Annotated in this window: 9 protein-coding genes; 8 read left to right on the plus strand and 1 reads right to left on the minus strand. The window is 59.3% G+C overall.

Annotated features, from left to right (window positions below; genetic code table 11):
• Window positions 1–854: IS256 family transposase (locus I6F09_RS24160; protein ID WP_225189200.1), on the minus strand; the 854-nt coding region annotated here is incomplete at its 3' end.
• A gap of 1935 nt (window positions 855–2789) precedes the next feature.
• Here I6F09_RS24160 and I6F09_RS24165 point away from each other — a divergent pair.
• The 8 genes from I6F09_RS24165 to I6F09_RS24195 all read left to right on the plus strand — a co-directional run bounded on the left by I6F09_RS24165 (window position 2790) and on the right by I6F09_RS24195 (window position 13330).
• The gene (locus I6F09_RS24165) at window positions 2790–4529 is read left to right on the plus strand and encodes a trehalose-6-phosphate synthase (protein ID WP_225189201.1); all 1740 of its coding nucleotides are present in this window, start codon (window positions 2790–2792) and stop codon (window positions 4527–4529) included.
• Window positions 4530–5253: 724 nt separating this feature from the next.
• Window positions 5254–5463: a hypothetical protein gene (locus tag I6F09_RS24170; protein WP_225189202.1), complete on the plus strand. Its 210-nt coding sequence runs from the start codon at window positions 5254–5256 to the stop codon at window positions 5461–5463.
• Between the two features lie 212 nt (window positions 5464–5675).
• Window positions 5676–7799 (plus strand): prolyl oligopeptidase family serine peptidase, encoded by a 2124-nt coding sequence (locus tag I6F09_RS24175; RefSeq protein ID WP_225189203.1) that lies wholly within the window; start codon window positions 5676–5678, stop codon window positions 7797–7799.
• A gap of 431 nt (window positions 7800–8230) precedes the next feature.
• Complete coding sequence (locus I6F09_RS37600; RefSeq protein ID WP_276573868.1) at window positions 8231–8365, plus strand: hypothetical protein; 135 nt, start codon at window positions 8231–8233, stop codon at window positions 8363–8365.
• Window positions 8366–8544: 179 nt separating this feature from the next.
• Window positions 8545–8751 carry a cold-shock protein gene (locus I6F09_RS24180; protein ID WP_225145470.1) on the plus strand — a complete coding sequence of 69 codons (207 nt, stop codon included), beginning with the start codon at window positions 8545–8547 and terminating at the stop codon, window positions 8749–8751.
• A 1675-nt stretch (window positions 8752–10426) separates the two neighbouring features.
• On the plus strand, window positions 10427–11893 hold the full coding sequence (locus tag I6F09_RS24185) for a hypothetical protein (RefSeq protein WP_225189204.1): 1467 nt from the start codon (window positions 10427–10429) through the stop codon (window positions 11891–11893).
• Between the two features lie 9 nt (window positions 11894–11902).
• Window positions 11903–12559, plus strand: a complete 657-nt coding sequence (locus tag I6F09_RS24190; protein ID WP_225189205.1) for a prolyl oligopeptidase family serine peptidase — start codon at window positions 11903–11905, stop codon at window positions 12557–12559.
• Between the two features lie 36 nt (window positions 12560–12595).
• Entirely contained in the window at window positions 12596–13330 is a 735-nt protein-coding gene (locus tag I6F09_RS24195; protein WP_225189206.1) for an aspartate/glutamate racemase family protein, read from the plus strand.
• The last annotated feature ends 581 nt before the right edge of the window (window positions 13331–13911 follow it).

Consider the following 13911-nt stretch of genomic DNA (forward strand, 5'->3'; position numbering starts at 1 on the left):
GAGCTCAAGCTGATCCCGCTCCTTGCGCCCCAGCATCTCGTTTGCTCCGCCGATCGCGAATCGCCGACAAGAATGGAATCAGTCAATTCGGACTTTTTCAACGATCCCACGCGGCAGCGCTGCCAGGTGGCGTTGAGAACCTTTCCGACCGTGGCCTTGATCCCCTCATGGGCGTCGGAGACGACGAGCTTGACGCCGCGCAGGCCGCGGCGGGTGAGCTTACGCAGGAACGCGGTCCAGAACGTCTCGGCCTCGGAGGGGCCGATGTCCATGCCGAGCACCTCGCGCCGGCCATCGCCGTTGACCCCGACCGCGATGATCACCGCGACCGAGACGATGCGCCCATTCTGGCGCACCTTCACGTAGGTGGCGTCGATCCACAGATAGGGCCAGTCGCCCTCGATGGGGCGATTGAGGAAGGCCTTCACCTTGTCGTCGATCTCACCGCAGAGCCGCGACACCTGGCTCTTGGAGATCCCCGTCATGCCCATCGCCTGCACCAGATCGTCGACCGAGCGGGTCGAGACGCCCTGGACGTAGGCTTCCTGCACCACGGCGGTGAGCGCCTTCTCGGCCATCCGCCGCGGCTCGAGGAAGCCCGGGAAGTAGGAGCCTTTGCGCAGCTTGGGGATACGCAGCTCGACGGTGCCGGCACGGGTCTCCCAGCTCCGATCGCGGTAGCCATTGCGCTGGGCCTGGCGCTCCTGGCTCTTCTCGCCGTAAGCGGCCCCGGTCAGGCCCTCGACCTCCAGCTCCATCAGCCGGTGGGCGGCAAAGCCGATCATCTCGCGCAACAGATCGGCATCAGGGGTCTTCTCCACGAGCGCGCGCAGGTTCATCATGTCGTCGGTCATCGGTGGTTCCTCGAATCAGGTTGGTGTCGCAACCCAAACCTTACCGACGAATCATCGGTGACCACCCGCAAAGCCGCTCGCTCGCTACGGCGCTATGTGGGCGCGCGTCGCGAGCGGCTTTGCTAATCAGCTACACCACTCCTTGGGACACGACCCGCGGTGCTACTAAGTGGTATTGCCGAGAGGGACCGCAGGGCACCTACTGTCCTAGTGGGCAAGCCTTCAAAGACGCTGTCCCTACCGCGCCAGGGACGTCAAGGGTTAACGGCGACGTGACTCGGCGCTCAATCCCTGGAAAGCGCCGTCCCTGCCACGCGCCGCTAACCTTGGCACCAGCCTTGCCCCATTCGGTATGAATGCTGACACTTCGCCCCTCTAGGGTGCCGCCAAGTTGTAGGCTTAGTACGACTGCCAATCACCTACCTGAATTGGTTGGATCGTCCGCTACTTTCTAACCCTGGTTCGCTACCTTCGCGGAGAAATTGGAGATGCCCAGCATACTAAACCGCTCCGCTGCATGAAAAAGGCTTATACGCTGCCGCTCATGACAGAGCCCGAGAATGTTGCCGGTAAGACGGGAGGCATGGAAGCGATCGCTTGAAAGACCACACGCGTCCCTAAATTAAAGGTCGTCAATCTCCCCGGCACAAGCGGACCGCGTGTCCGTGCCCGAAGAAGCATGACAGTGCGGCTACCAGGGTCGGTTCTCCGACGCCGGAAGCAGCGCGGGCGCGACTCGGCGCCGGTCGGTTGGGACTGGATCGGCGCTGTCCCTGCCGCGCCAGCGCTGCAGATTGAGGTTAGCAGGAAGCGACTCGGCGCTGTCCCATTCTGGTAGTGGCGCTGTCTCTACCACGCTTCGCTAAGCCTAGCGGCTCTGTACTCACGCTAGCTTTCCAAAAGCTAACGAAACCTGTGCGGCAATTCACAAACGAACAGCAGCCGTTGTGGCCGATTGCGGACCATGCTCACTGACGGCCGCTGACCGGCCCATCATCGCACGCTGCCAAAATGAAACCAATCGCTCCCAAGCCTAGCACAAAGTATTTTCTCTGCGGTATAGGCGGGGCAAGTACAGACTTCAACGAACCCGGTCATCGCGACCAGGAAATTGGTCTTAGAGCATGCGTGTGCGCACAGCATGATAATGCATTGGTAGTCTGTTCAGTTGAAGGATCGTCCTCAGAGAGTGGGTGGTGCGCGCCAAATTCGTCTTCGCTTGGCCTCATATTCGTGAAGGCCACAACAGGCTGCGCAACGTGCTGTCGACCGTACCGGACCAGTGTTGTGGGCGGGCAGCATTGCTACCCTGGCTATATCGCGTGTCCAATCGGTTAGGCGGTCGGCTGGCGAGTTGTTCAAATGACGAATACACATTCGTTGACCGCATCCCCACAGCGGCAGGAAGTCGCAGTGGATCACCGTCTCCAATTAACGGCCAGCCGCTAGGAGCGGGTTCATCAGGCGCGAATAAAGCTCAGGATCGTCAACCGGCCATCGATGAGTCGAGGCAATATCACATGGCTCCGGGCCGCGCCGCCCCGTTTTCCGAGGTGCAGCCAACGCCATCGACTCCGATCGGTTCGATGCGACAGCATCGGGTCTGCGAACTAACGCGCGCCAACGCGTAACTACCGCATAAGAGTGCTGTCAATTGTCACTACCAGATCTGAGTGTTTGGGGAAGCAGTACTTGCCTCGTAAGGTTACGGAAAGGCCGGATGCGCATATGCGTGTTCCCATCAAGCTTCGAGACGCGCAATGCCATGGCAAACATGAATCTCAGCTTCCAATCCTTTGCCGACGCATGCGCGCGACAGCCGACCCTCACCGATCAAGAACTCACCAAATTTAGAGCACTGGTCCCGAGACGTTCAGGTTTCCAGACGAGACGTGTCATGAAGCCAATAGCGCGGCGCACCTGGACGAGATACCGTTGGAGCAGGAGCAAGAAGGAGGTGCAGGTCCTTCCCAAGCTGTTGCCTCGGGCGACGTGGAGCATCGCACGGTAAGCCAGCAACCCGACATGAAGCTGGTCGTCATTTCGAACCGCGGCGCGCCGTTCGACCCAAATAAACCCCAGACCGGCGGACTTGCCGCAGCCCTCGAGCCGGTCGTCGAACGTTCCGGCGCGGTCTGGATGTTCTCCTTGGAGAACCGCGGCGACGGGACTGAGCGGCCCCTGCCACTCGTGAAGGCTGGTGAAGGCCATGTGGCCGAACTCGATCTGCCGGCCGCGCACCATCGCGGCTACTATCGAGATTATTCGAATTCAACCTTGTGGCCGGTATTACACTCCCTGTCCGACCGGATGTCGCGCGCGGAAGAGGGATACGACAGCTATCGACAGATGAACAACTTCATCGCGCGTGCGGCGTTCGACTTGCGGGATCGGGACGCATTCTGGGTGCATGACTATCATTTGCTTCCGCTCGGGGCCGATCTGCATAAGCTCGGCATCCAGCGGCCGACCGGCTTTTTTCTGCACACGCCATGGCCGACGCCCGACATGATAGAGCGCGCACCCAATCATCGCGAACTGATGAAGTCGATGCTGGAATACGATCTGCTCGGCTTTCAGACGAACCGGGATCTGAACAATTTCTTGGCCTGCCTGCGAACCTGTTTTTGGCTGGAGAGCAAGGATGGCGTCGTGACCACGGAGCGTGGCCAGACGCGACTTCAAAAATTCCCAATCGGTATCGACCCCAGGCAATTCGCAGAGTATCTTGCGGCAGAGCTCTCGCCCGCAGAGCAAGAAAAAATCTCGTCGATATTGCAAAACTTCGAGGGCGCCAAGTTTGCGATCGGCGTAGACCGGCTCGACTATACGAAAGGTATCGACAAACGCGTCGAAGCGTTTAACCAGCTCTTGGCGGCCGAGCCGGGCAGCATCTCGCTGTTGCAGATCGCGCCGTCCTCACGCACCGACGTCGACGAGTATCGAAAGTACAAGGAGGACGTGGAGAATGCGATCAACCATGTCAATGCCGAGCATGGCACAGATGAGTGGAGGCCGATCCACTACACGAATGACCCGTTCAGCCAGGCTGCACTCGCGCGTCTTTACCGCGCGGCACATGTAGGTGTCGTCACGCCGCTGCGGGACGGCATGAATCTGGTAGCGAAAGAATATGTTGCTGCCCAAGATCCGAAGGATCCCGGCGTTCTGGTACTATCGAAGTTTGCTGGGGCGGCTGAAGACTTCAACGAGGACGAGGCGCTGCTGGTGGATCCAAACCATCCCGAAGAAATCGCAGCCGCCATTTCGAAAGCGGCCAATATGCCGCTTGAGGAGCGTGTCAGGCGCTGGCGGTCGATGATGGATAAGATTGAATCCTATACCATCCACGACTGGTCGGCGGACTATCTCCAGGAGCTGGACAAGGGCCGCATCACCGTTCCGGCTGATCAGTTCCACCATCTCGGTCTCGGCTGGACCAACGAGGCTCAAATGCCGCTGTATCAAAATTATGCCGCGGCGCTGACCGCCTATAACGAGGTCGATCCCGCTGATGCCGCTTTGAAGGAGGCTGCCTATGCAGACGTGAAGTCGGCCTTTGTGGCTTTAGCGGCTCCACTGAAGCATACACAGGACAGACTCTGGGATCTGCCGGCACCGACAGCTTCACGCGATGGTCATCGGCGACAAGAGCTCGATGCCCGCGAGGACTGATCGGGCGAAAAGCATAGCACGCGGATGCCAGGCTTCTGTAGCAGGACAGAGGAGCAATCCTGACGCGGTTCTTGCGGGCGGCGCAGAGGCGCATGAAATCAAGACATCATGCGAGTGGTCCATGATCAGAAGGGGGCGATACGGCCAACTCATCTTCTATCTCTAAACGACGTTGATGCGAGTGATGGCGGCGCAGCCGGCGCGCTGCTACCCTTAGATCGTTCTGCCCCGGAAAGCGGCGCTTGCTCTAGGCCGCAACGGCACGATTGCGGAACAGTTCGCAGTGAGCGTTGCACTAGCCTTGAACCAGCCCGGATGATCCGGCAGCAGCGGGCATTCTCGATCGAGAATCTCGCCCTTGATCTCGTTTGTGTAATAGGGCTTCGATGAGGACCACGGCTCGTGCGTGGGTCCCCGCCGGGTGGATCAGGATCGTTTTAAGCTGGACCGTAGCTCCCTCAATTGCTGCTGATGCCCAGCTTCATTTCGCCGTTTTGCGCCGAAGAGCCTGATCTGATGCTTGTACGTGTTATTGATTGTTCGCTCAATCTGAAGACGTGTTGCGACGTAGGGCGTTTCTAGGGCGTTTTTGCTCTCCTCGTCTCGAGCGCAATCCTGTTGGCAATCAGTCAACGAACCGAGCTATCGGCGTGACTTGTGGGCTTCGCGAGGAAAAAGCTCGTCCAAATCGGCAGCGCTTGCAGTCAACGACTCGGAGCTCGCCATGCATACCACCCTTGCCGATGTCAACCTGACTGCTGATCAATGCGCTGCTCTTTGTCGGGATAATGCCCGTCGACAAGTCTGCCCAGTGACGCCCGAGAACGAGCAACCTCATATGCGGAGGAAAGCAGCTTCGCTGTGTCCCGGATCTTTGCCACTGAAGATCAAAGCGCTGGCGCTGTTTGGCAGGCGTTTCGCCGACACGCTGTGATGTCCGCTTGGCAACCAATGTCGGCAAGCGAACATGGTCGTGCAGCCGCGAACGGCTGAAACGCGACTCTTCAGCCGGCACGCAGCTTGCAATAAGGGGGCGCGACACAGCGTAAGCCGCGCTACGTCATGCGCTTGCGTGCTTTCCGCCGCTTCTGCTTGACGCGCCAGGGCCCGCGAGCCTAGCCGCTCGACCTCCGCCGGAGCAAGTCCATGAATGCATCTCGCTTCTCCGCCACGCTACTTTCGAACGCCTGCATCACCTCCACGGCGCTTTCACAGGAGCGGGCGGATGCGGCGGTGACTGACGACCCATTCCTTTGGCTCGAGGAGATCGAAGGGGCAGGCGCGGTGGCTTGGGCTCGCGCCGAGAACGAGAAGACGCTCGGGGTGCTCCAGTCAGATCCTCGCTATGGGCACTTCTATGGACAGGCGCTCTCCATCCTGCAGGCCAAGGATCGGATCGCATATGTTTCATTGAAACGGCGCGGCTTGGAGAATTTCTGGCAAGACGAGAACCAGGTGCGCGGCGTCTGGCGGCGCACCACGCTCGAGAGCTATCGTAGCCAAGACCCACAGTGGGAAACCATTCTCGACGTGGACGCCTTGGCGGTCGCCGAGAACAGGAATTGGATCTTTCAAGGTAGCAGCTGCCTTCCGCCTGAAGAGCGCCTCTGCCTGATTAGTCTTTCCGATGGCGGCAAGGATGCCGCGTCCATACGAGAGTTCGACTGCGACGCCAAGACCTTCGTTGCGGATGGCTTTTATCTCCCAGAGGGCAAGCAGCGCGTCAGCTGGGTCGATCGTGACACACTCCTTGTTGCCCGGGGCTGGGGCGAGGGCACTTTGGCGCAAGCCGGCTACCCCTTTGTCGTGAAGGAGCTCAAGCGCGCTCAGCCGCTCAGTGAGGCTCGCGAGATCTTTCGTGGCGAGTCCACCGACGTCCAGACGTCCCCCTTCGTGCTTCGTGACAGCGACGGCCATATTCATGCAACCGGCGCGACGCGCGTGATTAGCTCTTTCGAGTACGGGTATGTGGTCTTCCGCCCCGATGGGGCCATCAAGCTCAATCTGCCGAAGAAGGCCGCGATGATCGGACTGGCGGGTGGTCACCTGCTTGTAAGACTTGATGAAGATTGGACGCCGCCAGGCCTTGTCAGCTTCGCCGCCGGATCGCTGATTTCGTATGACCTCAACGAATGGAAACAGGATCCGCTGCGCGCCAAAGCCTCGCTTGTCTTTCAACCTGGGCCCCGCCGGGCCCTGAGCGGGGTAGGCGCCACGAAGAATCTGTTGATCATGACGATCCTTGAGAACGTTCAGAGCAAAGCGTTCGCTTATAAGTACGATCAGGGAGCTTGGTCGGCGACGCCGATCCCACTGCCGGAACATGCAGATGTCAGCCTGTCAGCCGCCTCCGATGAAGCGGACCAGGCCATGTTCGCTGTCTCGAGCTATCTCAGCCCTACGTCAGTCTGGTATTTTGATGCCGAAAGCAAAAGCCTTGAGGAATTGAAGAAGACACCTTCTGCCTTCGATGCGTCCAACCATGTCGTAGAGCAGCTCGAAGCCACTTCGCGTGATGGCACGTCAATTCCCTATTTTCTGGTGCGGCCGAAGAACGCAAGGTTTGGCGGCGCGATCCCGACACTTCTCCATGGCTATGGCGGGTTCCAGATCCCGCTTCTGCCCTCTTATCTGGGGCCGGTGGGGCGGCTCTGGCTCGAACAGGGCAATGCCTGTGTGGTTGCGAACCTGCGCGGGGGCGGCGAGTTTGGCCCACAATGGCATCAAGCCGCGCAGGGAGCAACGAAGCAGACGACATGGGATGATTTCATTGCCGTTGCCGAGGACCTGATCCGCCGCAAGATCACGAGTCCACGCCGGCTGGGCGCAATTGGCGGCAGCCAGGGCGGGCTGCTCGTTGGCGCCGCAATCACCCAACGTCCCGAGCTCTTCAACGCGGCGATCATCCAGGTGCCGCTGCTTGATATGCTTCGATACACCAAACTGGGCGCGGGCGCCTCCTGGATCGGCGAGTACGGTGATCCCGCCATTGCCGAACAGCGTGCGTGGATCGAAGGCTACTCGCCCTATCAGAAGCTGGTGGCGGGCAAGACCTATCCCGCTCCCTTAATTCTTACCTCCACCAAGGACGATCGCGTGCACCCAGCGCACGGCCGCAAAGCTGCGGCGAAGCTCGCCGCGCTGGGCCAGCCTTACTTCTATTACGAGAACATCGACGGGGGACACAGCGCCGCGGCCAATCTCATGGAATACGCGCGTCAACTGGCCCTTGAATACACCTATGCATCGAGGCGGCTTTGTTCTGAGTAAAGTCGGTTGACGGGCTGATCAAGGAGACAAATAGAGACCATCGGTTATCTCAACGTCTTCACGGTGCTCAGCTGAATTCATCGAACCCAAGGCGACAGGCCTGATGAGCCGCCGGCTATGCGACGAAGTTCGTCAGATGCGCAAGTTACCGGTTTGAACAGGCTCCATCCTTGCCGAGCGGGTTTGCTGGCTTGACAATTACAACATGACGAGCGGATAACTTGCCAAATGCGCTTTCTTGAGGGTTGTCTCAGCAAACCCTGTTCGTTCGATAGGGCGCGACCTGCGGTTGACATCCGAAGACGAACAGCTAAAGCGCAGCCCTGCGGGCGTCTTCGTGCTTGAGAAAGAATGTCAGGTAGCTTCAATATAGGCATGCGCGGATTGATAATCCTGCTCCAGGCTGGGCAAAGGAGTTCACGATCGCCCTGTTGTTCAACGTCGATGAAAACGATCCGCCGGCTCTGGATGAGCGCGGCATGTTCGAGGCTCCGCAAGTCTTCTGTAAGCCGGTGGCGAGCGACGACTGGAGCGAAGGTCAAACGTCATCTGGGAGGAAGCCTTGAGGCGAAGAGTCGACGTCAGGCCGCTTTTTGTCGTTCGCACAATGAGGCCGCAGCTAGACCACGCGATAAAAAAAACGAGCACGTGACCAGCGCAGCGACGCTGGGCGTCTCTTGCCGGCCATCTTGATGGCCGGGAGACTCTTCGCTAGATCACAACGGTTCACTATGGAGATGCCGCCGTGGCAATGGGTATTGTGAAGTGGTTCAACTCGACCAAAGGTTATGGGTTCATCAGGCCTGAGGACGGAAGTCCCGATGTCTTCGTGCACATCGGTGCCGTCGAAAGGGCCGGTTACACGACTCTCGAAGAGGGAGCCCGGGTAAGTTATCAGCTCAAGGCCGGGCGTTCGGGTAAGATGTCAGCTGAGGATCTCCGGGTTGGCTGATCCGACCCGCCCCCGGAAACTGCTCTCTGCAAAGCGTGTTCTCGCACCCGTCCGGCGATGCCTTGTGACGGCGCGCCGGCCGTTTTGGCCTTTCGACGGTCTCTTCCGCCCATGAGGCTGTCTCTTGAGGCCGTCGACCGATCACTGCCGTCAGAGTTACAGGAGTTGCGAGCCCGGTCCCAGTGTGGGCGTGGAAAGATATTCCTGCCAGCCGGCCACGAGCGGCCCGAACCGTACGCTCGTGACCAAGGCGCCGCGACTGGTGCTCCCCTGTCCGGGCGTGATGCATGTAGGGCATAAAGGTGCTCGCACAACCGGGCTCGTTCGTTGGCCGGCTGCGCTGAGGCTGCAGGTCTGTTTCTGCTACATGCCGTGAGCCTTCGAGGGCCGGTGTAAACAAAGCCGCATTGGCTTGGTGCGGCGCGGCAAGCTTATAGATTTTCAAATTTGCTAAGCCGGACATGCGAAAAACTCGTAACGTTTGGATATAGTGCGCAGCCATGGGTGATACGCGGCAGGCTCAGCAACTTGCCGAGCCGGTGAGCGAGGAGGAACTTGGCCGATTGTCCTCGCCGACCCGTCGTCTGCATCGCCAGCAGCAGGTCCGGCGCACGCTGGATCTCGACGATGATGGTGGCTCAGTCCAAGCTCCAGATCAAACCAGCGGGGTCGGCGGCCTCGCGGACCGTCTGATCGCGCCGGCCCGGCGCGGTCTTACAATCAGGATCATCGGGGTATCCGAAAGGGCTTCTTCCGCTCAACGTTCAACGAACCGCTCCAACACGCAAACTCTAAAATCCCGGTCGATTAGAACTATCAGGATCGGCTGATGGAGGTCATGAGAACGGCGACTAGCTGGAAGCCTGGAAAACCTTATCCCCACCCCGGCACTTAACTTCTAAGGCTTCAATCGGAATTCGCAGATGTAGAGCGAGATCGCCCGCGCCAGTACTCGTCAGCATCATACAAAGGCGCGCGGCTGGCCCGACACGGCACGCGTTGGGGTGGTGCCGTTACATGGAATTGATCGGCAATTATCTCGGGTGGATCGCGTACGCGTGTCCTATCTCAGGCGCAAAAGCACAGCGCATCCCGAAATCCCTGCGCTTGGAAGGAGATAGATAAATTTGGCCCTCACTTCACGTTGCCTTTCAGCGTCCCAATGAAATTAAGCTGGTAGTGTCGTGTTGCGACATCATCAAATCGGCGTTCGCAGGTATGCCATGAACACGGCCTTTTCCTGGCGGCGATTTGGCTACTGCTCAATGAGCTCTTCTTTGTCGCACGATGCCCGCTCGCAAATCAGGCCGCCAACACTCAGGCCGCTAAGAGCTCACACGCCCTCTGTCCGAACGCAAGCGAGAAGCAGCCCCGCCGCAATATCGCACTGCTGATGCGGTTCCGCGGTCGAACCGGCGGCCTCAAAGGGTGATGCCGAAACGTTACTCGGCGGACACCTTATTGTCACTTCAGAGCCAATGTCGGGAAACTGGCATGGCGATGCGGCACGATGCGGCGGAAACCTGCTGTTTGTCGGCGGCATGCTGCTTGCACAGATCGAGCTGCGAGTGGCGCGACACAGCGCGTGCACGGTCGCAACACGAATTTCGCTACGTTCGCCCACACGCAAGAACTTGTGGGCTCGGCCTGCGTGCCTGGTCCGAGGATAAGCCGAATGAAGAAGTCCCTTCTGCGCGCCGCGTTGCTCTCGATGATGTGTTTCACGGTCGCGCTGCTCCATGGGCAGTCTGGTGCGACTCCAGTGGACGATCCGTTCCTCTGGCTCGAGGAGGTCGAGGGACCGCGCGCATTGGCCTGGGCACAGGCCGAGAACGAAAAGACGCTCGGCTTGCTGCAATCGGATCCTCGCTACGATCGCTTTTACCGGGACGCGCTGACGATCCTCCAGGCAAAAGACCGGATTCCGTTCGTTTCGCTGAAACGGCAAGGTCTCGAAAATTTCTGGCAAGACGAGAGCCATGTGCGCGGCTTCTGGCGGCGCACTACGCTTGAGAGCTACCGCGGCCAGGATCCCCGATGGGAGACCATCCTTGACTTTGACGCGCTCGCTCTCGCCGAGAACAAGAACTGGGTCTACAAGGGTCACAGCTGCCTTGGGCGGCGCTGCCTCGTCAAGCTCTCCGACGGTGGCAAGGACGCCGTGTCCATACGCGAGTTCGACAGCGAAGCCAAAAGCTTTGTTGCAGGTGGATTCCAACTGCCCGAGGGCCGGCAGAGCGTCAGCTGGATTGATCGTGACACCGTCCTTGTTGCACGTGATTGGGGCGAGGGCACCACGACCGAGGCCGGCTTCCCTTTCGTGTTGAAGGAACTCAAGCGCGCTCAGCCGCTCGATCAGGCGCGCGAAGTCTTTCGCGGCCAGCACACCGACTTCAAGACCTTGCCGTTTGTGCTTCGTGAAGGGTGGATGGATGTAACCGGCGTCGTCCGTCAAATCAACTTCTTCGAGCGGCAGTATGTGCTGTTCGGGCCCGCCGGGCCGATCGAGCTCGATCTGCCGAAGAAGGCCTTGATCGTCGGGATCGTGAGTGGCCGGCTACTTGTGAAACTGGACGAAGACTGGATCCGCTCCGGCGATGCCAGCTTCAAGGCCGGCTCAATGATCTCGTATGATTTGGCCGAATGGAAGCAGGATCCGCTGCGTGCGAAACCCTCTGTCGTTTTCCAGCCGAACTGCCGGCAGGCACTCAGCGGATTTGGCAGCACCAGGAATTTCCTGGTCCTGACCATCCTTGATAACCTTCAAAGCAAGGCGTTCGTCTACAGGTACGATCAAGGTGCCTGGCTTGCCACACCAGTCCCGCTGCCGAAGAATGCGACAGTAAGCCTATCAGGCACTTCCGCGCAAAACGATGAAATGACTTTTACCCTCTCTAACTATCTCACGCCAACATCGCTTTGGTACTTTGATGTCGAAAGCAAACGGCTCGAGCTCTTGAAGACGGCACCTGCGACGTTCGACGCATCGAAGCATGTCGTGGAGCAGCTCGAGGCGACTTCGCGCGATGGCACGCGGATCCCGTATTTTCTGGTGCGGCCCAGGGGCGCAAGATTTGACGGCTCGACCCCGACGCTTCTCTATCGTTATGGCGGGTTTCAGATTCCGCTTCTCCCCTCCTAGGGAGGAGCTTTGGGTCGGTTATGGCTCGAACAGGGCAATGCGTACGTCGTTGCCAACCTGCGGGGAGGCGGCGAGTTCGGTCCACCATGGCACCGGGCTGGCCAGGGAGCAACGAAGCAAAAGACATGGGATGATTTTATCGCGGTCGCCGACGATCTGATCCGTCGGAAAGTCACAAGTCCGCACCGGCTCGGCGTGATCGGCGGCAGCCAAGGGGGCCTGCTGGTTGGCGCCGCAATAACCCAGCGCCCCGAGCTTTTCAACGCGGCGATCATAGGGGCGCCGCTGTTCGACATGCTTCGATTCACCTACTTGGGCGCGGGCGCGTCCTGGACCGCGGAGTATGGCGACCCGGCCATTCCCGAACAACGAGAGTGGATCGAAGCCTACTCGCCGTACCAAATGCTGGTACCGGGCAAGACGTACCCGGAGCCTTTCATTTTTACCTCAACCAAGGACGACCGCGTGCATCCTGCGCACGGCCGTAAGGCCGCCGCGAAGCTCGCTGCGCTCGGCCAATCTTATTTTCACTTTGAGAACATCGATGGGGGGCACAGCACTGCCGCAAATCTCATCGAACGTGCACGCCGGCTGGCTCTGGAATACACTTATGCATCCAGGCGGCTTTGCAACAGCGCCGAGATTTTGCCGCCGAAAGCGCGGTAAACTGTGCCACCTTCGCAATGAAGTGGAGATCTCAAAGTGCAGCGGACGATTGGGCTGATCGGAGGGATGAGCTGGGAAAGCACGGCCATCTATTACAAGGAAATCAATGAAATCGTTCGTCAGCGCCGCGGCGGTCTCGCCTCGGCAGACATCTTGCTGCGCTCGGTTGATTTTGGCTACATCGTCACCCTTCAGAACGCAGGAGATTGGAAGCAAGCCGCGGCTTATTTAACGAGGATAGCCCGGCAGTTGGTTGACGCGGGCGCCAGCTGCATCCTGATCTGCACCAATACGATGCATGTGATTGCCGACATTGTTGCTGCCGAGCTGAGTGTGCCGCTCATCCACATCGTCGATGTGACCGCTGCGGCTCTTCTCGCTGCTTCCTTCAAGCGACCACTGTTGCTTGCGACGCGCTATACGATGGAGCAGCCGTTCTATTGTGATCGCCTGCGGCAGCGCTTCGGCCTTTCACCTGTCATACCGGGGGAGGGCGAGCGGAGCCGGATCCACAATGTCATCTTCGATGAGCTGTGCTGCGGCACTGTTTCTGATCTGTCGCGCCAGGAAGTTATCGACATGATCGCGCGCGGTCGGACACGGGGCGCCGACGCCGTTATCCTCGGCTGCACGGAGATTGGCCTTCTCATCGGCCCGGAACATTCAGAATTACCGGTGTTCGATTCGGCGAGGCTGCACGCCACAGCGGCAGCTGATTTTGCTGAGGGTAAGCTGTCAGTTGGTGCCGTCTCCATAAACGCGCGGCGATGATCGCCTCGCCGATCGACACTTGATCTTGTCCTCGGTCATGCCGACCTCGGCCTTAGCCGGGGTCCCAACGCCGCTGCACCTAGCCCTGGCGGGCAGCGCGGTAGCGCAAGGCAATTGTCAGCTTGTGGCAAGATCAAACCGGCGTCCCGATCACGATGAGCTGCCGCCGCCCACAAGATCGCCGAGATCGTTGTGGGGCCGGCAGCGCCGCTCGACATCGAGCGGACGCTCAGGAACATGCTTCGCTCGACGGAGATTTGCGCGGATATTTTCCCGCCGGTGGTCTCGATCTCCTTTTCAATGAACCCAGTTGCTCGGCAGCAGAATTCCCGATCGGTAACTTTCTGGGCCGCTCAGCGTTGGCTTGAGGCAAATGTTCCCGCCCGGTAACTTTTATCCTTCTTCACTTGGAGTGGTAAGAAAAGTTCCTGATCGGTAACTTTTTGCTGGATATCTGCTGTTTAACCCATAAAGTTCCCGTTCGGTAACTTACGACGAGAGAGCTATGAACATGCCTCCAAACGGCACTCCCCCCTCGGGCGGAAATGAGGCTCCTGGCGAGACCGGTGTCGCCCGCCAAG

Source organism: Bradyrhizobium sp. IC3195 (genome assembly GCF_020193585.1).
Classification (GTDB): Bacteria; Pseudomonadota; Alphaproteobacteria; order Rhizobiales; family Xanthobacteraceae; genus Bradyrhizobium; species Bradyrhizobium yuanmingense.